The following is a 23,776-nucleotide window of genomic DNA, read 5'->3' on the forward strand; positions in this document are numbered from 1 at the left end:
CCTTACGGCGTTGGCTAGCGACCTCTCCTCCCCGTGGCCGAGACCGTAGGTTGCAGTCAGACCGGCCGAAAAGCATCAGCGATTTCAATAAGGTTGACAGGACACCCCTTCCGCCAGAACCTGCTGAAAAGATTAGATTTTTCGCCTTTCAAGACTTTTACGCACAATCCGACGCACAATCTGAAGAAGCTTCCTCCTTGCCGATCTTCGCAATGCACGCCACTGTGCACAGGGGGGGGAACCAATGATCACGCTCGGCATAATTGGCGCGGCGCTGGCACTGGCACTGATACTGTTGTTCGCCGCTGCTATGATGATCTTGATTAAAGTCGAGCGATTGGGCGGCAGCGGCATTGAATGATCGCGATCGGCCCCTGAGGGCGAGACGAGGTTCAGGCCCCTTTCTTTGTCAGTTCCCGACGGGGAAGCGTCGCATTCGTAACAGAATTTGGCTCAGGTTCCCCTCGAAGATTGCCTAGTAGTTTTCGAGTGCCAGAAATGCGTATCTTCAGTCTTTCCCCGATCGTCCTGGTAATTGGACTTGCCGCGATGTCGATGAACACGAGCGGAGCAATGATCGCGCTCAGCTTAATCGGATTCGCGGCGATCATTCTGATAGTGCTGTTAGCCGCGACAGTGGTGATAACGGCCGAAGTCGAACGATTGGATGCCAGGGCGATCGAATGACGCCCTACTAGCCGACGCCGTAAGGCTTGTTAAGAAAGTAATCGCGGTTGCCTAGCGCCTTTTCGGCAAACTGATCGATCGCAACCGTGATCGCTTGGACGTGTTGAAAGCAGTATGGCCACGCGCGATGGAGCGAGTTTATCCTCGGCGGCGCCACCAAGAGCCTGCTGTCGAAGCCGCCGCTACCGATCCTGCTTTCGCATTGACGGCGTCCCGCCCCCACCGACCGTGCGCGGCTGCGGCGGGCGCTCATGCAAGCTAAAGCGTCAGCCTGACGTTGCAGATGTCGTGTTCCTGCGGGTCCGATTTCACCTCGAATCCAAGACTGCGGCACATTGCCAGCATCACGGTGTTGTCGGCGAGGACGTCACCGGAGATGGCTTTCAACCCTTCCGATTTCGCATACTCGATAATCATCTGCATCAGGGCCCAGCCGAGCCCCCTGCCCTTGAGGTCCGACCGCAGCAGGATCGCATATTCGCCGCTCTCATAGATCGAGTCCGAATGGATCCGGACCACGCCGACCAGATCGTTGGTCGCCTCGTCGAACGCGACAAAGGCCATCGCCCGGGCATAATCGAGCTGAGTCAGGCGGGCGATGAATTCGTGAGAAAATTCCTTCATCGGGGCGAAGAACCGCAGCCGCAGGTCCTGCATCGTGACGTGTTTGAGCATCTCGTGGATCAGCGGCTCGTCCTCGGGCCGGATCGGACGAACGAATACGCGCCAGCCGTCCTTGACCTCGATGTGACGCTGCCATTGCGAAGGATAAGGCCGCACAGCGAAATTCGCAGGGCCTGAACCGCGAAACTTCCGCTCCACGCGGCCGACCACGACGCGCGCATCGACGGCGAGCACGCCTGCTTCATCAGCCAGCAACGGATTGATATCGAGCCCGCGGATTTCGGGAATGTCCGCGGCCATCTGCGCCAGCTTGACCAGAACCATCGCGACGGCGTCCTGCTTCACCGCTGGCACGTCGCGATAGGCGCGTAGCAGCCGCGAGACGCGGGTGCGCTCGATCAGGCCGCGCGCCAGTTGCAGGTCGAGCGGTGGCAGCGCCAGTGCCTTGTCGTTGATGATCTCGACCGCCGTGCCGCCGCGGCCGAACACGACGACAGTGCCAAATGTCGGATCGTCGGCGAGGCCGAGAATGAGCTCGCGTGCCTTTGCCCGCACCACCATGGCCTGCACCATCACGCCCGAAATCCGCGCCTCCGGCCGCAGCGATCTGGCCCGCGCGAAAATCTCGGCGGTTGCCTTGCGCACGGCGTCGGCGTTGGTGAGGTTGAGCACGACGCCGCCGACATCGGATTTGTGCACGATGTCTCGCGACATGATCTTGAGCACGACGGTCGAGCCCTGCGCGAACAGCGCGTTCGCATGAGCGACCGCCTCTTCGGCATCGGCGGCGGCGAAGGTCGGCACGACGGCGATGTCATAGGCATCAAACAGCCGCTTGATCTCGATCGGATCGAGCCAGGAGCGGCCGTCGGCGAGCGCTGCGGCAACAATCTGCCGCGCTGCGTCGGCATCGGGCGCAAACTCGTTCGGCATGGCAGGCGGAACCTGCGCCAGCGCCTCCACCACCTCGCGATGGCGGACCAGATGCATGAAGCCGCGCACCGCGTCGTCTTCGGTCGGATAATTCGGAATGCCGGCCCCGCTCAAGAGATCGCCGATCGACGGCGCCGCGCCAACCCAGACCGCGAGAACGGGCTTCGGCGACGTGCGATGTCCGGCACGATACTTCTGCACCAACCCGGTCACGGCCACGGCGATCTCGTCAGCGCGGGCAATCGCCGTCTGCACGTTCATCACCAGCACGGCGTCGTTTTCGGGGTCGGCCAGCAACGCCTCAAGCGCTGCGGCATAGCGCTCGGGATCGGCATCGCCGACGATATCGACGGGATTTGATTTCGACCATGTCGGCGGCAACACAGCGTCCAGCTTCTCACGGATCGCCGGCGAGACTGAAGCGGGAATGCCGCCCAGTTCGACCAACCGGTCAACCGCCAATACGCCGATGCCGCCACCATTGGTCAGGATCGCGAGCCGCTTTCCAGGTGGCGACTTGAGACGCCCGAGCGTTTCGGCACAGTCGAACAGTTCTCGAAGATCCGATACGCGCAGGATGCCGGCGCGCTGAAACGCGGCGTCGTAGACGGCGTCTGCCCCGGCCAGCGCGCCGGTATGGGTTGCAGCGGCCCGCGCGCCCTGCGCCATCCGGCCTGACTTGACGACCACGACCGGCTTGATCCTGGCGGCAGCGCGCGCTGCCGACATGAACTTGCGGGCATCCTTGATCGCCTCGATGTAAAGCAGGATGGCGTGCGTCTTTTCATCCAGCGCGAAGTAATCGAGCAGATCGGCGATATCGACATCGAGCTGGTCGCCAATCGAAACAATGCCGGAAAAACCGACGGCCCGCTGTGCCGCCCAGTCCACCATACCCGCAGCAATGGCGCCGGACTGCGAGATCAGCGCCAGATGTCCCGCGGCCGGCATATGCGCGGAAAAGCTCGCATTGAGACTGACGCCAGGCATCATAATGCCCAGGCAATTCGGCCCGATCAGCCGCATACCGTATTTTTGCGCGGCCCGTTCCGCCGCATCCGCCATCGAACCTGGACCGTGCCCGAGCCCGGCGCTGACAATGACGGCACCTGCCGTCCCGCGTCGGCCTGCTTCATCGATCAGGCCCGCTATGGTGCGGGCCGGCGCGGTGAGGACGACGAGTTCCGGCGCAAAAGCCAGTTTTGCAATGCTGCCAGCGGTCGCGACACCATCGATCTCATGATAGCGCGGATTGACGAGGCCGAACTCGCCTTTGAATTGGGCTTTACGAATATTGTTGAGAATGGCGCGGCCGACCGAGCCATGGCGCGGGCTGGCTCCGACCAGTGCGACGGAATGCGGCGAAAGCAGATTCTTCAGGCGATAGGTGGACATCAGGCCTTGCTATCTGGCAGGTCGCAGACCCCTGTGAACCGAAATCCCACCAAATATGTTCCCAGCGACATGATAACCCGGCACGAGCTCGGCCCGATGACAACCTCTTGTCCGAAACGGAGGCCAATCAGTTCAGAGAGCGGCCACTGATCAAGTTCGACGTGGCCGCGATCATCCGCTCCGCGTGCCTGAACAGCCGTTCGGAATCGCGGCGGAAGAAGTCGAGCTGATGCTGGCCGCATTCCTGGCACATCGTCTGGACATCCCTGACGGAATGCGCGCCCGCCATTTTCGCGACGAACTCCGTGAACAGATGCATCTCGGTCTGTGTTCGCTCCAGCATCTCGTCGCCGAGAAACACCATTTCCTCGAACATCATCTTCTGCGCGCCAAGCATGAACTCCAGCGCGCCCTGGTTCAGTTTGGTGGCTTCCGCTTCAGCATTTGCCGCTGCTGGAAAGGAACGGGAAGCGGCCCGCTCAGACAGCTCTGACATGACAATCTCCGATTTCTGAGTTTCCGCCGAAACGATATTGATCGGCGTCGGGCCGAACATTGAGGTGCAGCAAACTGGCGTCATTGCGACCGGCCACAGCCGAGAAAGTTCAAGACAAGGAACTCACCGGGACGAAAGGTCACATCCCCTGCTACCGAATATCAGTGCGACATCAGCACCGGCACGGTCATGCAGTCGAACATGCTGCGCGTGACACCGCCCAGAATTCGCTCCTGCAATCGCGAATGGCCGTATCCCCCCATTACCAGGAGGCCCATGTTGCTTTCAGCCGCGACCGACAGAATGGCGCCCTGAACGTCGCCGCGATCCGCCTTTAGTCGCTGCACCCGGGCCGCAATGCCGCGCCGCCCCAGATGCGCGACGAGATGGTCCGACGAGGCTTCGCCCGCCTCCTCATTGGCCGCAATCACGGTCACGGCCTTGGCGCCCATCAGAAACGGCATCGCATCGCGCACCGCGCGGGCCGCCAGGCGGCTGCCGTCCCAGGCGATACCGACATGCTGAGCGTCGAGCGGCCCCTTGTGGATATAGGGAACCACCAGCATCGGCCCGCCGGAATTAAACAGAATCTGCAGAGGAATCTCGTTGTCGTAGCTGGCTTTCGAGGGTTCCGGCTGCAGCACGATCGTCATGTCGTAGAGCCGGGCAAGCGACCCGATGGTCCGCCCGGCCTCGGCGGGGATCGCTGCGAATGTCCTGGTGCCGTAGGCGATTTTGGCAAGCTTGGCCTCGATCTCGAACACGGCGATCGCGGCGTTCGCCCTTTCCTGGGCACGCTCCTGTTCGGCCCCCATCACGGCGGCAGCAGCGGCGCCACCGCCTTCTACAATCATCCCGGCGGCACTCATCGATTCGTAGCCGATGGCGACCGCATCGAGATGCGACCGGCGCGCAACGGTCAGCGCGACAGCGACGTCGATCACCGGCCTGATCGGCCGTTCGGAGGGAATATGAACCAGAATGTTCCTGAACATCGCCATTCTCCCACACATTCGCGAGGGCCTAAGACCCTCGTCCCGGGTTGCTGCCGGCGAAGATGCCCGACGGGCGAATGGCCGAGGTTGACGCACATCAAACCCGGACGCTTCCGAGCGAAAGCCTATGCGAGTGGCGGCGTCAGCGGACTCCGGCGTGCGTGAGGTCGCGATGAGCCGCGATGGCGTCGCCGAGCAGCTTTTCCCTCCGATGGCGATAGGCCGGCGGATGCTTCTTGCCTCGTTTGCTATTCTCCGCCTGCAGCGATCCGCTGGCAAGACCGGCGAAGCGCTTGAGGTCGCGGAGGTCGCCCAGTGCGCGCTGCAGGCGTTTTGCCGGCCGGTGCAGGTGACGCAATTCGCTCCGGCCCCGTAGCGCGACGGTCTCCGTCAGCGCTTCCAGCATGTACCGGAAGCGTTTGACCCTGATCCTCAGCCGGTGACGGCGCGACGCACCTAACGTCTTCAGGCTCTGACCCTTGCGGATCAACCGTTCGTGCCAGCGGTCGAGTTCGCGCGCGCAATAGGATTGCAGAGTCTCCGCGTCCTTGCGCCGCTTGTAGCGCTCAAGCCATGGTCCTTGTCTGATCCAGCGCGCCATTGCTGCGACCAGGCGTTGCGTCCGGGCGGAGCGCAGGGAGCGAACCAGGCGGCGGTGATCCCGCATCTGGTGCTGATCGAACTGCTCGCCTACCATGCGTCCAGCCCAAGCGCGGTATCGCTTGCGGCGCGAATACTCCATGACGACGTCGCTGTCGCGCGCGGCGCCGAGCGGGCCATTCAGCCAGGCGATCTCCTTCTTCAGCCGCAGCCATTCCGAATCTACCACGATCGGAGCAAAGAAAGCCACGGCGGCGCGCAACCGCGTGATCGCGACCCGTATCTGATGCACGGCCTCGGCATCGCCGGCACACGCGCTGCTGTGATGCGCTTTGATAGCTGCGACACACCCGAGCGTCATCTTCTGGAATGCGGTCGCACAATCGAGGGCCGTCGCTTCAGAGGTCTTATGTCGGCCGGACGTTCTCGTTTGACCGTTTCTCATCTTTATTGTTCGCCCGGCACCGCAAGCAAGGAAACACGGGCGTTGCGCAGCGACTGGTCGGGTGTCCCTGAGGCGTCGATCATATGCCAGTTTACCGCGCCGATCGCAAAAGTCTCCTGCTTCAGGGCAACATTCTGTGTTGCATCAGAAGCATCGCCCTTGCGCTGCCCGATGCGCGCCAGCCGCGTCGCGAGATCCGCCTTGAGGAACAGGCCGGCGAAGCGTACGCCATGCGTGGCCGCAAGACTCGCGATTTCCGTCCGTTCCCCTTCCTGCAAATAGGCGGCATCGAGCACGACCGAACAGCCCTGGGCGAGGACGCGCTGCGCGGTGCTCGAAAGCACGTCATATACATGTTTCGTGGTATCGGGCCGATAGGCAGATTCCGGTAGAACCGTGGTTTCGCTGGTGCCGAGGAGGCGCTTGCGAACGACATCCGAGCGGACAATGACCGCGCCGGGCGGAGGCTCGATCAGACCCGCGAGGTCGCGTGCGAGCACCGACTTTCCCGTCCCCGACAACCCGCCGATCGCGACCAGCAGTGGTGGCCTGGGCATGATGAGGCGTCCTGCCAGATCGAAATAGCGCTTGGCCTCCTGCCAGACCGCGTCGCTCTCTCCGGCATGCTCGCTCTTCATGAACAGCACATGCGCCCGGATCGCCGCCCGCGCCGACAAAAACAGCGGCAGCAGGCGGAGGCCATCGAGACCTTCATCCCCTGCCCCCGCAAGGTAGCGATTGAACACCGCGTTTGCCGCCGTATCCTGATTGAAGTGGATCATATCCATCAGCGTAAACGCGAGGTCGTAGAGCACATCCGTCGTGGCGATGACCGGATCGAATTCGATGGCATCGAACAGCAGCGGCCGGCCGTCCAGCAAGGCTATATTGGCGAGATGCAGATCGCCGTGGCAACGGCGCACGAACCCTCGCTCGGCACGCTGCCTGAGCAGCGGCTGCAATGTTGTAGCAGAGCGACGGCTGGCGGCATCGAGTTGATCGATGGCAACGGAATCAAGTCCGCGTACGGTGCGAAACTTTGCGGTATTCCGTTCGATGATGGGTGGAATAGAGGCAAGCCAGCTTTCACCGTCCGCCCGCGGCGCCTTCTCATGGGATCGAACAATCGCGTCGGCCACGGCCGCCGCAAGGGATGGATCGACCGTCTTCGACGCCGCGACACGATCGAGCGACTGCTTCTCGTCGAAGCGCGTCATTTCGACCGCCCATTCGACCGGAGGGCCGGAGCTGTCGATTTCGAAGGCGCCATCGGAATTGCGCGTGATGGCGACAACGCGCCGGTAGAGCTCGGGGGCGTTGCCGGCGTTGACCTTCAGCTCTTCCTCGCAGGCACGCCTGCGCTTTTCCAGTGTCGAATAATCGAGGAACGGCAAGCGCACGGCACGCTTGATCTTCAATGCCCGGTCGGCTCCGAGAAACACTATGGAGGCGTGCGTGTCGATCCGCTTGCCGCCCTTGGCCGGACCGAAGCTGGAACGGTCGAGGAAGTCGAGGACGCGCTGCTGCGGGTCAGCATCGGTTACGGCTGTGTTGGCGGGCGGTTGCTTGGTCATGGCTGCAGCACGGCGGCGCCGGTGATTTGCCCGGCGCGCAGCTTCGAGAGGACTTCATTTGCCTCCCACAACGGAAACAGGCTGGTGTGCGTCCTGATGCCCGCTTGGGCCGCGGCCTTGAAAAACGCGACGCCGTCGCCACGCGTGAGGTTGGCGACCGAAAGCAGTTGCCGTTCCTCCCAGAGGATATGGTAGGGGAACGAGGGAATGTCCGACATGTGAATGCCCGCGCATACCACGCGGCCGCCCTTGCGCACAGCGCGTAACGCCAGCGGAACGAGATCGCCCACCGGCGCGAAAATAATCGCAGCGTCGAGCGGCGCCGGAGGCCGATCCTCCGATGACCCGGCCCATTCCGCGCCGAGCGATTTCGCAAGAGCCTGCGCCTCGACATCGCCCTTGCGGGTGAAGGCATAGACCGAGCGCCCCTGCCAGCGGGCTACCTGCGCAATGATGTGTCCGGCCGCTCCGAAACCGAAGATACCGAGGCGCTCTCCCTCGCCCGCCATGACAAGCGAGCGCCAGCCGATCAGGCCCGCGCAAAGCAACGGCGCGGTCGAGATATCGTCGCCGGCCTCGCCAAGTGGAAAGCAATAGCGGGCATCCGCCACCAGATGCGTGGCAAAGCCGCCGTCGCGCGTGTAGCCGGTGAAGCGCGGACGGTCGCAGAGGTTTTCCCGGTTGCTTCGGCAATAGGAACATTCACCGCAGGTATAGCCGAGCCAGGGAACACCGACCCGTTCGCCGACTTTCAAGGACGTGACGTCGGCCCCGAGTGCGTCGATTCGGCCGACCACCTCGTGGCCGGGAACGATGGGATAGGCGACGCCGGGCAATTCTCCATCGACGACATGCAGATCGGTCCGGCAAACCCCGCATGCACCGACCTTGACGCGCACGGCGCCGGGTCCGGGGACGGGATCCTCCCGCTGCTCAAGCCGCAGTGGCGCGCCGGGCGCCGTCAGGACCATGGCATGCATCTCGTCTCTCGTCCTCAAGCAAGCGGGTGCAGCGGGTGCGAACGGAACACCGTTTGATCTCCGTCAATCGCCCCCAAGCGGCGTTTCTCTAACATGGCCACGTCGGCAGCGCTGTGCCAGCCATAGCATTCTGCCAATTCTCGATGACATGGAACAGGAGATCATCACATGCGCGCCCATCAGATCATGACCCGCTCCGTTATTACGATCGCGCCGGATGTTACCATTCTGGAGGCCGCCAATACCATGTTGCGGCATCACGTCAGTGGGCTTCCGGTCATCGATGCGGCCGGCCAGCTCGTCGGCATTGTCTCGGAAGGTGATTTCATTCGCCGCAACGAAATCGGCACGCAGCGCAAGCGCGGTCGCTGGCTCAAAGTCCTGCTGGGCGACTCCGCCGTCGATTACGTTCGTGAGCGCGGCCGCAGAGTCTCGGACGTCATGGCCAGCGATCCGATCACCGTCACCGAAGACGCGACACTGGAAGAGATCGTCAATGTGATGGAGACTAACGACATCAAGCGTCTGCCGGTGATGACGCGGGAATGCTCTATCCGCGCGTGCTCTCGGTCAGCGCGCATGATGTCTTCGCGCGCGATGGAGGTCTATCGGGCGAACGTGATGACCAAGATACAGGCCGGTAACCTCTCCGAACTGGTGCGGTTTGCTTCCGCAATATGTCTATCAGGTAATCCGCGGCACGGTTCGCACCTACAAGTTGCTTAACGACGTACCGCGCCAGATCGGCACGTTCTATCTGCCCGGTGACGTGTTCGGCCTCGACGCCGGGCCTGACGCTGGAAACCGTCTCGCGGGCGCTTTCACAGCTTAGCGACCAGGGCATTCTGGCGTTCTCGAGCGCCCGTCAAATCGTGCTGCGCAACCCGCCGGCGGCTGGCGGACATGGACGTCTGAGAGTATAAGCTGCCCGACAGGTTGCCGGAAGGAAGGGAGTGCAAGATGAATAATTATCGCGTCTCCTTCTACAAAGATCTCTGTAACTCCGACGGCCACAGCTTCAAGTGCCTGCAACGCCAGATCGAAGTGCAATCGGTCGGCCCATCCCAGGCGCTGGTGTTGGCGGAGCGGTTGGTCGACAACGAACGCCTCAACGCTAATTGCGTCGAGGTCATGCACCTGGCGGGCCATGACGCGTTCGAACATCCGGCGTGCTATACGCCTGCCCCCGGCAAGCATGCATGGAACCGCGTCGCGTGATGAACTGACCGCGACCTGAATTGAAGCCCGGAGCCTGCGCAGCCGGCTGTTCCGCTGCGCTCGTTTCCGGGAGCCGCGCGGCGTTCAGATGGCCCCACATGCCGCCTGGAACCACCAGCCGCGCCCTTGCCCGCAACATGGCATCCGCAGTCTGCGTTTCGCTCAACAGCGCCGTGTGCTGGGTCATGACGTTCTCTTGCTCGGTTTGCAGAGCGTGCCTGGCGCTTCCTGCCGGTGCCTGTGATTGGATCGCCAACAATTCGCGGTCAACTCCGATCGCAGTCAGGTCAGGTGGCTTTTGGTTCGCGAAACCAATAGAATGGCTAGCCTCTCGCCAATCCGTTTCGGAGTAACCGTTGAACGTTCGTCGCCGCGTTGCCTTCGCCACCTTCCTTGCTTTTGCATCACCTGCCGTGCCCGGCGCTGCCCTCGCACAAAGCGCGATTGCTGCAGCAGTCGGCAAACCGGTATCGCTGCCGGACATCGCAATCGGGTCTGCGACCGCACCAATCACCATCACCGAATACTCTTCGATGAGTTGCCCGCATTGCGCAGCCTTCGGCCAGAATGTGTTCCCGATGTTGCGGTCGAAATATATCGATACCGGCAAGGTACGTTTCGTGTTCCGGGAATTTCCGCTCGACATCAAGGCCGCGGCGGCTTCGATACTGGCGCGCTGCATCGGCAACGGTGATTCCGAAAAATACCTCGGCGCAGTCGAGATGCTATTCAAGCTGCAGGACCGCCTGATGGCGCAAACCAAGGATACGCTGATCTATGTCGGGAAGCAGCACGGCATGAGCGAGCAGGACGTCAAGACCTGCGAGGAAGACCAGGCGCAGTTCGACAAGCTGAACGCCGATCAGCAATACGCCCATCGGGAACTGAAGGTCATGTCGACGCCGACTTTCTTTCTCAACGGTGTACGGCTGCAGGGCTCGATGTCGTTCGAAGAGCTGGAAGAACGGATCGAGCCGTTGCTCAAGAAGTAGCGGCCGCAGGCCGTCGCAATAGCCCCTTGCCGGGCGCTGCCGCCTCGTCGATGATGGCCCCAACAAACATATTGGGGAGAGCGCCATGGCCGCGGCTTTACGCGTAGTATTGGCAGCGGCGTGGCTGCTGTTCGGCGTCGTGGCGTCATTGGCGCAAAGCTATCCAAACAAGCCGGTGCGTGTCGTGGTCGGCTTTCCCGCCGGCGGACCGACCGATGCCATTGCCCGCATCGTGGCGCAGAAGCTTACAGACAATCTCGGCCAGCAGTTCTTCGTCGAGAACATCGGCGGCGCCGGCGGCAACACCGCGGCCGGCCAGGTCGCCCGCGTGACGCCGGACGGCCACACCATCATGGTCATCAGCACCGGTTTTGTCGTGAATCCTAGCCTCTACGCCAAGGTGCCGTATGATCCGGTCAAGGATTTCGCGCCCGTGACGCTGGTCGCGGTCTCTCCGAATGTCGTGGTGGTCAACCCGCAAGTGCCCGCCAAGACACTCCCCGAACTGGTGCAGCTCATTCGGGACAACCCCGGCAAGTACGGCTTTGCCGGTCCCGGGATCGGTTCGACGCCGCATCTGGGCGGCGAGCTTTTCCGGTTGGCCTTCAAACTCGACCTGGTGCACGTGCCTTTCACAGGTGCTGGGCCGGCGATCCAGGCAACGGTCGGCGGGCACACGCCGATCGCCTTCACCGCGCTGCCGCCTGCCCTGTCGGCAGTGCAGAGCGGACAACTACGCGCGCTCGGCGTGGCTTCAGCCGAACGTGCCGCCGGGATGCCCGACGTCCCGACCTTCGCCGAACAGGGTGTGAAGGATCAGGACGCCGACACGCTCACGGGTATCGTCGCGCCTGCGGGGACGCCGAAAGAGATCGTCGATCTGCTTTATCGTGAGATCGCCAAAATCGTCGCCCAGCCGGACGTAAAGCAGCGCCTCACGGTGCTCGGCTTCAAGCCGGTCGCCAATACACCGGATCAGTTCGGCGCACGCATCAAGCTTGAGATGGACAAGTGGGGCAAGGTGGTGCGCGACGCAAAGTTGCGGATCGAATAACGTGCGCAGGCCCCCAGCTACGATGGCGACGGCCCCGCGACCGCATCCGCGATCTTCATGAAGGTCAGGCCGATACGGTTCTTCTGGATCCAGGTGACCCGGCACTCATGCACGATCGAGGGGTCCCTCGCCATTACCAGATGAAAGTGCTGCGGGACGAACGCCGGATTGTCGACATCGATCGCCGCTCCCTCGCGCGAAATATTCCGCACCACGCAGGGCATGACGGAACCGCCCGACGAGACATAGGCGGGCTCGTCGATCTCCGTTCGCGGATATTTTCGCTTCTCTTCCATCCCGTCCGTCCCGTCGCGGATCGATCCCGCCAAACCGCGAGGCTAGCGCAAAACCCTAAATAAATCGGCGTGTGCACCGCAGCGTTCGCCGCGAAGCCGGAATAGGCGCGGCTGCCCGACGCGCAACATCGATTGACGCGGCCCATGCGATTGTCTTGGACTCCATTGTGCAGAGCGGCACGATATCTCAACCGCTCATGCGCAGACGTGCTCCGCGTCGCCAAGGACTTGCCGATCGCGGCGATGGCACGATAGCCTTTCCACCAATAACTGGCACGCGGACGCAATGAACCGGCAGTCATGGTCTTGAATACACCGATCGCAAGCTCTGCCGATCTCGCGGGCGACCAGGCAGTGATCGCCCGGGCCGAGGCCATACGCCCTGATGTCGCGATAGCTTCCGACGACATCGAAGCCACCCGCCGGCTGCCCCCGGCGTTGCTCGACAAGCTGCACGACGCGCAACTGTTCCGTCTGTTGTTGCCGCGCTCGACCAATGGGATCGAAACCGATCCGGTCACTTTTTTCCACGTCATCGAAACCATTGCCAAGGCTGATGCTTCCACCGCCTGGTGCCTCAGCCAGGCCGGCGGTTGCGCGATGTCGGCGGCCTATCTCGACCTGCCGGTAGCGCAGGCGATCTTCGGCGATCCGCGCGCGGTGCTGGCGTGGGGGCCCGGTCCCAAGGTTCGCGCGGTCGAATGCGAAGGCGGCTACAGGGTGACCGGCGCGTGGTCCTTTGCATCCGGCGGCCGGCATGCGACCTGGCTTGGGGCGCACTGCCCGATCTATACGGCTGACGGTTCGCCCAAATACGACGCCAATGGCGCCCCGCTCGAGCGCACGATGCTGGTGCGCTCCGAGGACGTCGAGTGGACCGACATCTGGAACACCGTCGGCTTGCGCGGCACCGCGAGCGACCAGTTCGCGCTCAATGACTTCTTCGTGCGCGCAGACTATTCCATTACCCGAGAGTTCGACCGGGAATGCCGCGAAAGCGGCCCGCTCTACCGCATGAGCAATCACACCTGCTACCAGGTGGGTTTTGCAGGCGTCGCCTGCGGGATCGCCCGCACCGCCCTCGACAACTTCGTCGAGACGATGCGCAGCAAGGTGCCGCGTGGCGCGAGGGTGTCGTTGCGAGACAATGCCGTGGTCCAGTGCAACCTCGCCCAGGCGGAAGTCAATCTACGCGCCGCGCGCGGCTACGTGTTGCAGTCGATGGCCGACACCTGGAAAGATCTGGCCGGGGGCGCGACCATCACGGTGGCGCAGCGCATGAACATCCGCATGGCCTCCACCCATGCCATTCACAAGGCGCGCGAGGCGGTCGACTTTGCTTACAACGCCGCAGGCGCCACTGCGATCTTCGAGGACCATCCACTGGAGCGCCGTTTCCGCGACATCCATACCGTGACGCAGCAGTTGCAAGGCCAGCTCAGGCATTTTGAAACCGTCGGCGCCTGGATGATGGGCGTCGATACCGACCTCAGCTTTGTCTAGAGCTTCGGTTCTGATCGAACCAGAACCGAAGCTCTAGATTCTTATTTTGACGCGTTTTCTTCATGCGAACCGGTATCCACTTCGCTCGAAAACGCTATGGGGAGAACGACCATGGGACTTGGCGGATTGCAGCACTACACCATCGAACCCGCTGACCTCGAGCGCACCAAGGATTTCTATTGCGATGTGCTCGGGCTGGAGAACGGCGACCGGCCGCCGCTCGATTTCCCCGGCTACTGGCTCTATTCCGGCGGCACCGCCACGGTGCACCTGATGGGCACGCGAAAGCATCGCGAAGGTATTGTGGTGCGCGGCATCGAAAAGAAGTATGAAGATACCGGGCGGCTTGACCACATCGCCTTTGCGGCGACCGATGTCGAGGGCATGCGCAAGCGCCTGCAGTCGAAAGGCGTCAAATTCCGCGAGAGCATCGTGCCGCGCAGCGGCGATACGCAATTCTTTCTCTACGATCCCGACGGCGTCGAACTGAACTTCCCGAAAACCTGACGTTCCGCTCCCGCCGCGGGTCTGCGCTCAATTCGGCGGCATTCGTGCCGCCGAAATCGTTTTCAAGTGTTGGGCGTCAACGCGCCACCTGATGTTGGGGTGCAACACTGCCCGTCAAATACTGAAGTTCCCGACAACGCCGCAAGTCAGCCACGATCAAGGCGCGAGTCCGTCAGGGTTTCTTCATCATTGCAATGAGATTGGGGGAGCCGCGCCGCTGCGGCAGAGTAGCCGGGTGCCCGCGCCTTTCAACCTACCCCAGGGCATGCGTACCCGGCTATTCGTCCGGCGGAGCCCGCTAGTCCAGCCCACGCTCGTGGCTCAGATTGACCATTTCCTGAATGAAGACCGCCTTTTGCTTGTCGTTCAGCGTAGCAAAGAGAGGCTCGGCCGCATCGGCCACGTTGCGCTGATCGACGGCGCGATCGTTGAGGAACTGGGCCTCATTGCGCATCTGCTCGATGATGTCGTCGGGCGGATCGCGCTTGGCGCGCGCAATACGCAGATTGAGGCGATCGGCGCCGTTATGCCCGAGATAGTGCATCGCACTGTTGAACCCGGCCCAATGCTTCTCCTGTTCGGGCGTGAGGTTTAACTCCTTCTTGATCCGCTCGATATTGGCGTCGCTGTTGGCGACGATCTGCTCGGCCGTCAGTTGCGGCGCGCCAGGCTGGGTGAGGACGGCCGGCTGCTGCTGTTGTTGCTGCTTGGCGGTCTTCGTAGCCTTGCTTCCCTTCGCCGGCTTCGACGTGTCGCCTTGCTTGGAAGCCTCGCCTTGTTTCGAAGCCTCGCCTTGTTTGGAATCCTTTGCCGCCGGCGCCTGTCCGCCCTTGTTATTGCCCCCGGTCAGCACACCGGTAACTCCGGTCACGACGCCCACGACGCCGCCAATGGCGCCGCCAAGCACGCCGCCGACCGGGCCCGCCGCTCTGTTACCCTCGCGGGCGCCCTTCTCGACACCCTGAACCACCTGCGCATCCGCAAGCCGTGGCGCGTTAAGAAGCATGATGGCGGCCAACCCCATGGCCGCGCACGCTTTCCACCGCGTGCGCAGTTTGGATGTCAGGCAAGTCATATTGGTCTCCGTGGTCGTTACCCAGGACTAATGTCCTCGAATCCGAATCTTATCGTTTTCGCGACGAGCAAGTCTAGCCGCGGTGCCAACCGTTATCGCTGGCGTCGAACTACAAACCCGTGGACCGGAACTCCGTGGCACGACCGCAATTTTTAAAACTCTCTCTGCGCTCATAATGCCGTGTGCAACGCAATATGCCGCGCGAGAGGCATTGCAATATTCCGACCGCTGAAAATTTGCACGCAACGTTAGTTCTAGAATTTCGTACGTGTCATTTCTCGACAGACGCGTTTTATTCTGTTCTGATTGCGCAACCAAATCTCCGCGGGACACGCCATCCCAAATCGGCGCGATCGCGTGAATGCCAATAATAAAAAAGAGGACCAACAAGGCGACAACAAGAAGCAAGCAAAGAGGAAACACCATGTCACGCAAGAAGCTTTCTCGCCGACAATTCGTTGCTGCTACTGCGCTGTCTTCTGCGGCGCTCATCACCGCGCCCTATGTGCGCGGCGCCTACGCTGCCGGTAAGCTCTCGATCGGCTTCTGGGACCACTGGGTTCCCGGCGCCAACAAGGCCTCCACCGATATCGTCAACGCCTGGGCCGAGAAGGAAAAGGTCGAGGTTCAGATCGACTACATCCCGAGCCAAGGCAACAAGAACCTGCTGACGATCGCCGCCGAAGCGCAGGCCAAGTCGGGTCACGACATCCTGGCGATGCCCACCTGGTGGCCGCATGCGCAGGCCGAGCTGCTGGAACCCATGAACGACGTCATGGACGGCCTCATCAAGCAGAACGGCGAACCCAACGGCACTGTGAAATATCTTGGCCAGTCCAAAGGCAAATGGCTCGCGGTGCCCGCGAGCGTCGGCAGCCAGATCAAGGGTCCTTGCTCCCGCATCGACCTGATGAAGCAGCATGCCGGAATAGATGTGCAAGCATTGTATCCCGCCGGTGCCCCGCCGAAGGCTGATAGCTGGACCTTGGACACGTTCCTCAAGGCCGCAGAGGCCTGCCAGAAAGGCGGCGTTGCGTTCGGCATCGGACTCGGCGAGACGAGCGACAACGTCGATACGGCCGGCGCAATCTTCCAGTCGTTCGGTGCAGCCCTCGTCGATGAGAAGGGTAACGTCACCGTCAAGACCGACGCGGTGCGCCAGGCGCTGGAATACTACAAGAAGCTGATCGCCTTCCTGCCGCCGGACGCCGGAGCCTGGGACGACTCGTCCAACAACAAATGGCTGGTCTCCGGCAGGGGCGCCTTGATCATGAACCCGCCGAGTGCCTGGGCTGTCGCCAAGCGCGACGCGCCGCAGGTCGCCGAGCAGTGCTGGAGCCACGGCTTCCCGGCTGGGCCGAAGGGCCGCTACGCGCCCTACCTCTCCTACTTCTGGGGCACCTGGTCGTTCTCGAAGAACAAGGAGGCGGCCAAGAGCGTACTCAGGGCGCTTTCGCAACCGGATGCGATCGAGAAGATGTGCGTGGCGAGCGGTGGCTACGACCTGCCCTGCTACGAAAAGCTCACTACCCTGAAGGTCTGGCAGGAGGAAGGGCCGCCGAAGGGCACGCTCTACCACTATCCGAACCCGCACAACCACCAGACTCTTTCGATCGCCGCGGCGCCCGCCCCGCCAAAGATCGCACAGCAGATCTATACGCAGGCGACCCTGACCAAGATGTGCCTGCGTTATCACCAGGGCGAAGCGATGGAAAAGGTGCTCGCCTGGGCTGAAGGCGAGTGCGAAGGCTTCATGCGGAGCTGACGGGCGAGATACCATGGCGGCCCGCCTGATCGCGGGCCGTCATTCCCTATCCTCCTTCAATCGCGGGCCCGGCGAAACGTTACAGGGATGAAAATACACCATGGCTGACGTCGCATTGCAGTCGAACCGGGCCGCGCAAGCCGCGCGCAAACGCGGCAGCCTGCACAGAATGCTCAAGCGCAAATCGACTGTGGCGTTCCTGATGACGCTGCCGCTCATCCTCCTGATCGCGACCCTTGTGATCTATCCGGCATTCTACGCGCTGCATCTGGCGACGCTGAACAAGTCGATGCAGCGCTTCGTCGGGCTCAGCAATTTCGAATTCCTGTTTAGGCGCGAGACGTTCTGGCTCGTCGTGAAGCAATCCTGCATCTTCGCGATCACAGCCGTCATCTTCAAGGCGGTGCTGGGCTTTATCATTGCGCATTTCGTTCACAACATACCGGCCAAGGGCCAGCGCAAATGGCGCGGCATGCTGCTGGTACCGTGGGTAATCCCCCCGGCGATGAGCACACTGGCGTGGCTGTGGCTATTTGACCCCTCCTACAGTGCGTTCAACTACACGCTCTCGTTCTTCGGCATCGGGCCGATCCCATGGACCGGCGATGCCATGTGGGCGCGCTTCTCGGTCATTCTCGTCAACATCTGGGTCGGCGCACCGTTCTTCATGATCATGTATCTGGCGGCGCTGAAATCAGTGCCGGAACAGCTTTACGAGGCCGCCGCCATCGACGGCGCCAATTGGTGGCAGCGCATCTGGTACGTCACGCTGCCGATGATGCGAAACATCATCGCGATTACGACGCTGTTCTCGCTGATCGTGACGTTCGCCAATTTTGACATCGTGCGCATCCTGACAGCGGGCGGCCCGCTCGATCACACCCATATCTTCGCGACGTGGGCGTTCCGCATCGGAATCGAGGGCAGCGACATACCGCTGGGCGCCAGCGTATCTCTCTTCATGGTGCCGATCCTGGCGGTCGCGGCGATCTTCATCCTGCGCGACGTCAACAAACGCGGGAATGAATCCTAATGGCAACGGTAACAATCGACAAGGCTGCGCCGACCCGCAAGGTCAAATACGGCAGCATGAGCCGCGACAGGACCTGGGCGCTGCGCTGGTCGTATTTCTTCCTGGTGATCTTCGCCATTTTCTCGCTGACGCCGCCGATCTACATGCTCATCACGTCGTTGAAGAGCAGCGCGGAGATTTCGGCCGCGACCAATCCGTGGTGGGTGTTCCACCCAACGCTCGAGAACTATGTCGGCCTGCTGACCTCGAACCAGTTTCTGCGCTTTTTCTGGAACTCGGCAATCGTCTCGATCTTTGTCGTTACCATCACCATGCTGATCTCCGTGCCGGCTGCATTCGCACTGGCACGGATGCGGTTCTGGGGTTCTGCGGTTCTCGCCACCGGCGTCTTCCTGACCTATCTCATTCCCGAGACACTGCTCTTCATCCCGCTCTTCAAGATGTTTGCCGTCATTGGCGATTGGACCGGCATCCAGCTCATCAACAAATGGTACGTGCTGCTTATTCTCTATCCGACGCTGACGGTCCCGTTCTGCACCTGGATCATGATCGGCTACTTCGCTTCGATCCCGAAAGAACTCGATGAGGCCGCCATCATCGATGGCGCGTCGTGGATTCAGACCCTCACCCGCATCTTCATTCCGGTTGCCTTTCCCGGCATTATTGCCGCGACCATCTTCGCCTTCACGGTGTCATGGGCGCAGTTCCTCTATCCCCTCGTGTTCACGACGTCGACCGACCAACTCGTCATGCCGGTTGGGATCATCACTACGTTGATCAAGGGCGACGTGTTCAACTGGGGACAGATCATGACCGGCGCCCTGCTCGGCGCCGCACCGCCGCTCATCATCTACGCGTTCCTGATGGACTATTACATTGCCGGCCTGACCGCCGGTGCGACGAAGGGTTGATCTCATGGCTGACGTGACGTTGCGTAAGGTTGTTAAGCGCTATGACGAGGTTGAGGCGGTGCGCGGCATCGATCTCGACATCGCCGACCATGAGTTTGTCGTGCTGGTGGGACCGTCGGGCTGCGGCAAGTCGACCACGCTGCGGATGATCGCCGGCCTGGAAGATATCTCCGACGGCGACATCATGATCGGCGGCGATGTCGTCAACGACGTGCCGCCGAAGGATCGCGATATCGCGATGGTGTTTCAGAACTACGCGCTCTACCCGCACATGACAGTTGCGGAGAACATGTCGTTCGGATTGCGGCTGAAGCGCTACCCGAAGGCCGAGATCAAGAGCCGCATCGACGAGGCCGCGCGCATGCTCGACATCGTCGAACTGGTCGACCGCAAGCCGAAGCAGTTGTCCGGCGGCCAGCGTCAGCGCGTCGCCATGGGCCGCGCCATCGTGCGTAATCCGAAGGTGTTTCTGTTCGACGAGCCGCTGTCCAATCTCGATGCCAAGCTGCGCGTGCAGATGCGGATCGAGATCAAGAAGGTGCACCAAAAAGTCCGCACCACGACCGTCTACGTGACTCACGACCAGGTAGAGGCGATGACGCTGGCCGACCGCGTCGTGGTGATGAACCATGGCCGGATCGAGCAGATCGGCACGCCGAACGAGCTCTATCACAAGCCGGCGACGAAATTCGTCGCCAGCTTTATCGGCTCGCCGGCGATGAATTTCATCCCCTGCCGGCTGGAGGATATCGCCGGCAAGCTGCACGTTCGGTTGACCGATCGCCTCGCCTTCCCGCTACCGCTGGCGCGCGCAGTCCGCTACCAGAACATTCCGCGCACCGAAAAATTGCTGCTCGGGCTGCGGCCAGAGCATGTCACCGAGGCCAAGCCGCATCCCCAGCCGGGCGTCGAGACATTCGACACGGTGCTCGATGTCACCGAGCCGATGGGAATGGAAACGCTGATTTACTTTACGATGGAAGGCTCGCAGGTCTGCGGGCGGGTCAATCCCAACGCCGATGCGCACGATGGCGCTCCGCTCCGATTGGCTGTGGACCTCAATAACATGCACCTGCTAAACGAGGTGACCGGCGTCGTCCTTTGACGGCGCAGCAGCGAGACCTAAGGGCAGGGAATGGCTACCAACAAGAAGAAAATCTTCATCACTGAATCGATGTCGCAACCGGGAAGAGCGCTGCTTCACGCGCGAGACGACATCGAACTCGTCGAATTCCCCAACATGATTTCTCAGGAAGATTTCAATATCAAGCTGAAAGAGCATGCTCCGGTCCACGGCGTCGCCCTCGGCGGCACGCGTTTCGGCGAGCCCGAGCTCGAAGCCTCGAAAGACATGCTGGTGGTGACGCGGATCGGCGTCGGGTTCGACGCCGTTGACGTTCCCGCGCTCAGCCGCCGCAAGGTCCCGCTGATGGTGGCAGGCACCGCCAATTCGCCCTCCGTTGCAGAGCACGCGCTGTTCATGATGCTGACGCTCGCCAAACGCGCGACCGAAATGCATTCGCTTGTCAGGGACGACAAATGGGCCGACCGGTTGGGAATGCTGCCCTATGACCTCTTCGGCAAAACGGTTCTGATCGTCGGCTTCGGCCGTATCGGCACGCGCACCGCGAAGCGGTGCCTCGCGATGGAAATGAACGTTCTGGTTTTCGACCCTTACAAGCCTGCCGCGGACATCAAGGCCGCCGGTTGCGATCCGATCGCCGACCTCAACGCCGCGCTGCCGCGCGCCGACTTCGTCAGCATTCATTGCCCGAAGAATCCGGAGACGGTCGGCATGTTCAACGCCGACAGGCTGAAGCGGATGAAGCCGACCGCCTATCTGATCAACACTGCGCGCGGTGGAATCGTCGACGAGGCCGCCCTGCACGCCGCGTTGGTGTCCGGCCAGATTGCCGGCGCGGGCCTCGACGTTTTCGCGCAGGAGCCCCCGCCTGCCGGTCAAGCATTGCTCACCCTGCCGAACGTCATCATGGCGCCGCATGTCGCTGGTGTCACGGTGGAAGCCGTGGACCGGATGAGCGAGCAGACCGCCCGCAACATTCTGAGCGTTCTGGATGGCGATCCCGTGCGCCAGAACGTGATCAATCAGGACGTGCTCGGCTGAATCGTCCGCATGAATGACCCTGGATGCGGCCGGTCCACGGGCCGGCCGCCAAGCGAGGTGTGTGCATGGCCTTCAAGGAATACGGCAGTTACGACGCAGTCGGCCTTGCCGAACTGGTTCGGAAGAAACAGGTCTCGGCCAAGGAATTGCTCGACGAGGCCGTCGCCCGTACAGCGAAGGTCGATCCGCAGATCAACGCGGTCGTCGTCAAGCATTACGACTATGCCGAACGCCAGGTCGAGCGCGGCCTGCCCGACGGCCCCTTTACCGGCGTACCGTTCCTGCTGAAGGATCTCGACCTCCTGGAGGGCACGCGCACGACGTCAGGCGCCACGATCCTGAAGGATTTTGTGGCCGACCACAGCGGCACGCTGGCTCAACGCTTCCTCGATACTGGTGTTGCGATCTTCGGCAAGAGCTCCAGTCCCGAGTTCGGCCTGATGCCGACGACGGAGTCGCGCCTGCATGGGCCGACCCGCAATCCCTGGAATCTCGAGCATTCTTCCGGCGGGTCATCGGGCGGCGCGGCGGCCGCCGTTGCCGCCCGCATCCTCCCCGTCGCGCATGCCAGCGATGGCGGCGGCTCGATCCGAATCCCCGCGTCCGCCTCCGGCGTGTTCGGCTTGAAGCCGACCCGCGCGCGCAATCCGCTCGGCCCTGATCGCGGCGAAGGCTGGGGCGGTTTCTCCTGCGGCCATGTCGTGAGCATCAGCGTACGCGATAGCGCGGTGATGATGGACGCGATCCACGGCCCGGAGCCATCGAGCCCTTACGTGGCGCCGCCGCCGGAGCGGCCGTTTTCGCAGGAAGTCAGCCGCGATCCCGGCCGGCTCCGCATCGCCTTCACCGACAAATCGCCGTATGGCGACGCCATCGATCCGGAAATCGCGGCGGCCGTGCGTGAGATTGCGGGCCTCCTCGCCGGGCTTGGCCATCACGTCGAGGAACGGGCGCCGGTGCTTGCCGCTGATCCGGCCGCGGTCATGACCACCATCGTCGGCGGCAACACCGCGCTGACAGTGCGGCTGATCGAGCAGAGGCTCGGTCGAGAGATGACGGACAATGATCTCGAGATATTGACGCTGGCGCAGTCTCACAACGCGAGGAAGACCACATCGACCGACTATGTCGCCGCCCAGCTCGCGGCCTTCCAGATTTCGCGCGCGCTGGCGACTTTCTTCGAGAGCTGCGATGTCTTCCTGTGCCCGACGTTGTGCGCGCCGCCGCTGCGCATCGGCGAGCTCAACACCATGTCGAACGACCTGTCGCATATAGCCCCGATCCTGCGCCGCTATATGCCGGGGACCTCCATGTTCAACATGTCCGGGCAGCCGGCGATGTCGGTGCCGTTGGCATGGAACAAGGCCGGATTGCCGCTCGGCATAATGTTCTCGGCCCGGTTCGCCGATGAGGCTACGCTGTTCCGGCTGGCCGGACAGCTCGAGCAGGTGCGGCCCTGGAAGAACAGAATACCTCCGATGTGTGCCTAGCCGGGCCCCAAAAAAGCCACGGATTGACAAAGCCTGGCTTTATTCGGAAGCAAGGAAAGAGCCCTGAGCGGCAACGGATACCGATTCCGCAAACGGGCGCGATCCGGAGGCTGAATCGTGACGCAAGGCGACCCGACCGACAATGCCCTGGCGACCATCGCCAGCATTCTTGACCCGCCGGAAAGCCGTCGCGAAGCCGAAAAACCTGCGCTCGCCGAGCAAAGGCCGGTTACCCCTCCGCCCATCCCGGCAGTTGCGCCGCCCATCGAGGCGCACGGCTACTCCAAATTCGGTCCCGGCCCGATGGCTTCAATCCGCTTCAAGTGGACGATCCGGCTCGAGAATGGCGACTACTATGTCGACGAGACCATCGGAGAGAATTCCACTCCGATCGTTTCCGGCCCGATGTCGAGGGAAGCCGCGATTCAGATGGTGGACGATCGCGAAAGCGACGCACGCCGGCGTTTCGAGCAATTGAAGAGCGAGATGACCGGCCGCGGCGCCGCCGCCAATCTGGTTGGCAAGGACAGCGGAGAGGCGTAACCCCAGGGCGGTTCTCAGCGCTATCTCAATTTAGACTGCCCAAGTTGGACTGCCCAAATTGGACTGCCCAAGTCGAATTTGAACCTAAGCCGCTAGTACACGACTTAATAGTTTGAAAGTGATCTGGATCACGTTTGGTGAAGCAGTCGCTGCGTACTAGGGAATAATTCGGATTCCCTGCTCAGGAGGTCGCATAATGAAGAAGTGTCTCGCTATCGCTGTGCTCTTGCTCGCGAGCAGCGTCACCGCCGCGCAGGCCCAGTACACTTTCGAGTACGGTGGCCGCACCATTACGATTGATCCCGATCGCGGCACCGTTTCGATTCCCGGCGTCTACGATAATACCGGCAAGAAGGCCAAGCGCCCGCGTGGCGAGGAAAGCGATCTGGATCGTCCGGGCAAAAAGGCGCCGCAGCAGACGAAGACCGCCCCCGAAGCTACAACCCCGGCCGCGCCAGCACCGGCTGAGCAGGCCGCCGCTCCTGCGGCGACGGCGCCAGCGCCTGCCGCCCCTGCTCCGGCCGCTCCCGTCGCT

The 23,776-nt window shown here is 62.1% G+C and carries 22 protein-coding genes and 3 pseudogenes; 17 read left to right on the plus strand and 8 right to left on the minus strand.

Going from position 1 to position 23,776, the window contains the following annotated elements; all coding sequences use genetic code 11:
- Positions 1 to 498: 498 nt before the first annotated feature.
- Complete coding sequence (locus tag CP49_RS21970; RefSeq protein WP_057852282.1) at positions 499 to 687, plus strand: hypothetical protein; 189 nt, start codon at positions 499 to 501, stop codon at positions 685 to 687.
- 113 nt (positions 688 to 800) lie between these two features.
- Positions 801 to 893: pseudogene (locus tag CP49_RS47605) on the plus strand (universal stress protein); the annotation flags it as partial.
- Positions 894 to 945: 52 nt separating this feature from the next.
- On the opposite strand, the gene CP49_RS21980 reads toward CP49_RS47605, so the two are convergent.
- From CP49_RS21980 to CP49_RS22005, 6 genes are all read right to left on the minus strand, one after another.
- Complete coding sequence (locus CP49_RS21980) at positions 946 to 3,639, minus strand: bifunctional acetate--CoA ligase family protein/GNAT family N-acetyltransferase (protein WP_057852284.1); 2,694 nt, start codon at positions 3,637 to 3,639, stop codon at positions 946 to 948.
- 127 nt (positions 3,640 to 3,766) lie between these two features.
- Positions 3,767 to 4,135, minus strand: coding sequence for a hypothetical protein (locus tag CP49_RS21985; protein ID WP_057852301.1), 369 nt, complete (start codon positions 4,133 to 4,135; stop codon positions 3,767 to 3,769).
- A 161-nt stretch (positions 4,136 to 4,296) separates the two neighbouring features.
- Entirely contained in the window at positions 4,297 to 5,130 is an 834-nt protein-coding gene (locus CP49_RS21990; RefSeq protein ID WP_057852302.1) for a universal stress protein, read from the minus strand.
- A gap of 142 nt (positions 5,131 to 5,272) precedes the next feature.
- Positions 5,273 to 6,175, minus strand: coding sequence for a CHAD domain-containing protein (locus tag CP49_RS21995; RefSeq protein WP_057852285.1), 903 nt, complete (start codon positions 6,173 to 6,175; stop codon positions 5,273 to 5,275).
- Positions 6,176 to 6,177: 2 nt separating this feature from the next.
- Entirely contained in the window at positions 6,178 to 7,749 is a 1,572-nt protein-coding gene (locus tag CP49_RS22000) for a bifunctional aminoglycoside phosphotransferase/ATP-binding protein (protein WP_057852286.1), read from the minus strand.
- Positions 7,746 to 8,729 carry a zinc-dependent alcohol dehydrogenase family protein gene (locus CP49_RS22005; protein WP_057852287.1) on the minus strand — a complete coding sequence of 328 codons (984 nt, stop codon included), beginning with the start codon at positions 8,727 to 8,729 and terminating at the stop codon, positions 7,746 to 7,748. Before CP49_RS22005 ends, CP49_RS22000 begins: the two co-directional genes overlap by 4 nt.
- 168 nt (positions 8,730 to 8,897) lie before the next feature.
- Between CP49_RS22005 and CP49_RS22010 the strand changes: the two are divergent.
- From CP49_RS22010 to CP49_RS22025, 5 genes and pseudogenes are all read left to right on the plus strand, one after another.
- A pseudogene (locus CP49_RS22010) lies at positions 8,898 to 9,302 on the plus strand (CBS domain-containing protein); the annotation flags it as partial.
- 191 nt (positions 9,303 to 9,493) lie between these two features.
- Complete coding sequence (locus CP49_RS49335) at positions 9,494 to 9,652, plus strand: helix-turn-helix domain-containing protein (RefSeq protein WP_420807631.1); 159 nt, start codon at positions 9,494 to 9,496, stop codon at positions 9,650 to 9,652.
- 37 nt (positions 9,653 to 9,689) lie between these two features.
- Positions 9,690 to 9,947, plus strand: coding sequence for a hypothetical protein (locus CP49_RS22015; protein WP_057852289.1), 258 nt, complete (start codon positions 9,690 to 9,692; stop codon positions 9,945 to 9,947).
- A 356-nt stretch (positions 9,948 to 10,303) separates the two neighbouring features.
- Complete coding sequence (locus CP49_RS22020) at positions 10,304 to 10,939, plus strand: DsbA family protein (RefSeq protein WP_082646157.1); 636 nt, start codon at positions 10,304 to 10,306, stop codon at positions 10,937 to 10,939.
- An 85-nt stretch (positions 10,940 to 11,024) separates the two neighbouring features.
- On the plus strand, positions 11,025 to 11,993 hold the full coding sequence (locus CP49_RS22025; protein WP_063791739.1) for a Bug family tripartite tricarboxylate transporter substrate binding protein: 969 nt from the start codon (positions 11,025 to 11,027) through the stop codon (positions 11,991 to 11,993).
- 17 nt (positions 11,994 to 12,010) lie between these two features.
- Here the strand turns inward: CP49_RS22025 and CP49_RS22030 are convergent, their stop codons facing one another.
- Positions 12,011 to 12,289, minus strand: coding sequence for a PilZ domain-containing protein (locus CP49_RS22030; RefSeq protein WP_057852291.1), 279 nt, complete (start codon positions 12,287 to 12,289; stop codon positions 12,011 to 12,013).
- Positions 12,290 to 12,589: 300 nt separating this feature from the next.
- Between CP49_RS22030 and CP49_RS22035 the strand changes: the two genes are divergently transcribed.
- Positions 12,590 to 13,792 carry an acyl-CoA dehydrogenase family protein gene (locus CP49_RS22035; RefSeq protein ID WP_057852292.1) on the plus strand — a complete coding sequence of 401 codons (1,203 nt, stop codon included), beginning with the start codon at positions 12,590 to 12,592 and terminating at the stop codon, positions 13,790 to 13,792.
- A 111-nt stretch (positions 13,793 to 13,903) separates the two neighbouring features.
- The gene (locus tag CP49_RS22040; protein ID WP_063791740.1) at positions 13,904 to 14,299 is read left to right on the plus strand and encodes a VOC family protein; all 396 of its coding nucleotides are present in this window, start codon (positions 13,904 to 13,906) and stop codon (positions 14,297 to 14,299) included.
- Positions 14,300 to 14,597: 298 nt separating this feature from the next.
- Here the strand turns inward: CP49_RS22040 and CP49_RS22045 are convergent, their stop codons facing one another.
- The gene (locus CP49_RS22045) at positions 14,598 to 15,374 is read right to left on the minus strand and encodes a Spy/CpxP family protein refolding chaperone (protein ID WP_057852293.1); all 777 of its coding nucleotides are present in this window, start codon (positions 15,372 to 15,374) and stop codon (positions 14,598 to 14,600) included.
- 424 nt (positions 15,375 to 15,798) lie between these two features.
- On the opposite strand from CP49_RS22045, the gene CP49_RS22050 reads away from it, so the two are divergent.
- The 8 genes and pseudogenes from CP49_RS22050 to CP49_RS46205 form a co-directional block, all read left to right on the plus strand.
- Complete coding sequence (locus tag CP49_RS22050) at positions 15,799 to 17,139, plus strand: ABC transporter substrate-binding protein (protein WP_057852294.1); 1,341 nt, start codon at positions 15,799 to 15,801, stop codon at positions 17,137 to 17,139.
- Between the two features lie 100 nt (positions 17,140 to 17,239).
- Positions 17,240 to 18,172: a carbohydrate ABC transporter permease gene (locus CP49_RS22055; protein WP_057852295.1), complete on the plus strand. Its 933-nt coding sequence runs from the start codon at positions 17,240 to 17,242 to the stop codon at positions 18,170 to 18,172.
- Positions 18,172 to 19,083 (plus strand): carbohydrate ABC transporter permease, encoded by a 912-nt coding sequence (locus CP49_RS22060; protein WP_057852296.1) that lies wholly within the window; start codon positions 18,172 to 18,174, stop codon positions 19,081 to 19,083. Before CP49_RS22055 ends, CP49_RS22060 begins: the two co-directional genes overlap by 1 nt.
- A 4-nt stretch (positions 19,084 to 19,087) precedes the next feature.
- Entirely contained in the window at positions 19,088 to 20,188 is a 1,101-nt protein-coding gene (locus CP49_RS22065; protein WP_057852297.1) for an ABC transporter ATP-binding protein, read from the plus strand.
- A 30-nt stretch (positions 20,189 to 20,218) separates the two neighbouring features.
- Positions 20,219 to 21,208 carry a hydroxyacid dehydrogenase gene (locus CP49_RS22070; protein WP_057852298.1) on the plus strand — a complete coding sequence of 330 codons (990 nt, stop codon included), beginning with the start codon at positions 20,219 to 20,221 and terminating at the stop codon, positions 21,206 to 21,208.
- A 65-nt stretch (positions 21,209 to 21,273) separates the two neighbouring features.
- Positions 21,274 to 22,698 (plus strand): amidase, encoded by a 1,425-nt coding sequence (locus tag CP49_RS22075; RefSeq protein WP_057852299.1) that lies wholly within the window; start codon positions 21,274 to 21,276, stop codon positions 22,696 to 22,698.
- A 117-nt stretch (positions 22,699 to 22,815) separates the two neighbouring features.
- On the plus strand, positions 22,816 to 23,241 hold the full coding sequence (locus CP49_RS22080) for a hypothetical protein (RefSeq protein WP_057852300.1): 426 nt from the start codon (positions 22,816 to 22,818) through the stop codon (positions 23,239 to 23,241).
- Between the two features lie 196 nt (positions 23,242 to 23,437).
- Positions 23,438 to 23,776, plus strand: a pseudogene (locus CP49_RS46205) (DUF2147 domain-containing protein); the annotation flags it as partial.

It is taken from the genome of Bradyrhizobium valentinum (assembly GCF_001440405.1).
Taxonomy (GTDB): Bacteria; Pseudomonadota; Alphaproteobacteria; order Rhizobiales; family Xanthobacteraceae; genus Bradyrhizobium; species Bradyrhizobium valentinum.

Coding starts and splice junctions, on each gene's coding strand:
- CP49_RS22045 (WP_057852293.1), bottom strand. CDS start 15,374: ATGACTTGCCTGACATCCAAACTGCGCACGCGGTGGAAAGCGTGCGCG.
- CP49_RS22055 (WP_057852295.1), top strand. CDS start 17,240: ATGGCTGACGTCGCATTGCAGTCGAACCGGGCCGCGCAAGCCGCGCGC.
- CP49_RS21990 (WP_057852302.1), bottom strand. CDS start 5,130: ATGTTCAGGAACATTCTGGTTCATATTCCCTCCGAACGGCCGATCAGG.
- CP49_RS22005 (WP_057852287.1), bottom strand. CDS start 8,729: ATGCATGCCATGGTCCTGACGGCGCCCGGCGCGCCACTGCGGCTTGAG.
- CP49_RS22015 (WP_057852289.1), top strand. CDS start 9,690: ATGAATAATTATCGCGTCTCCTTCTACAAAGATCTCTGTAACTCCGAC.
- CP49_RS22035 (WP_057852292.1), top strand. CDS start 12,590: ATGGTCTTGAATACACCGATCGCAAGCTCTGCCGATCTCGCGGGCGAC.
- CP49_RS22060 (WP_057852296.1), top strand. CDS start 18,172: ATGGCAACGGTAACAATCGACAAGGCTGCGCCGACCCGCAAGGTCAAA.
- CP49_RS21995 (WP_057852285.1), bottom strand. CDS start 6,175: ATGAGAAACGGTCAAACGAGAACGTCCGGCCGACATAAGACCTCTGAA.
- CP49_RS22070 (WP_057852298.1), top strand. CDS start 20,219: ATGGCTACCAACAAGAAGAAAATCTTCATCACTGAATCGATGTCGCAA.
- CP49_RS21970 (WP_057852282.1), top strand. CDS start 499: ATGCGTATCTTCAGTCTTTCCCCGATCGTCCTGGTAATTGGACTTGCC.
- CP49_RS21980 (WP_057852284.1), bottom strand. CDS start 3,639: ATGTCCACCTATCGCCTGAAGAATCTGCTTTCGCCGCATTCCGTCGCA.
- CP49_RS22075 (WP_057852299.1), top strand. CDS start 21,274: ATGGCCTTCAAGGAATACGGCAGTTACGACGCAGTCGGCCTTGCCGAA.
- CP49_RS22030 (WP_057852291.1), bottom strand. CDS start 12,289: ATGGAAGAGAAGCGAAAATATCCGCGAACGGAGATCGACGAGCCCGCC.
- CP49_RS22050 (WP_057852294.1), top strand. CDS start 15,799: ATGTCACGCAAGAAGCTTTCTCGCCGACAATTCGTTGCTGCTACTGCG.
- CP49_RS22065 (WP_057852297.1), top strand. CDS start 19,088: ATGGCTGACGTGACGTTGCGTAAGGTTGTTAAGCGCTATGACGAGGTT.
- CP49_RS21985 (WP_057852301.1), bottom strand. CDS start 4,135: ATGTCAGAGCTGTCTGAGCGGGCCGCTTCCCGTTCCTTTCCAGCAGCG.
- CP49_RS22040 (WP_063791740.1), top strand. CDS start 13,904: ATGGGACTTGGCGGATTGCAGCACTACACCATCGAACCCGCTGACCTC.
- CP49_RS22000 (WP_057852286.1), bottom strand. CDS start 7,749: ATGACCAAGCAACCGCCCGCCAACACAGCCGTAACCGATGCTGACCCG.
- CP49_RS22025 (WP_063791739.1), top strand. CDS start 11,025: ATGGCCGCGGCTTTACGCGTAGTATTGGCAGCGGCGTGGCTGCTGTTC.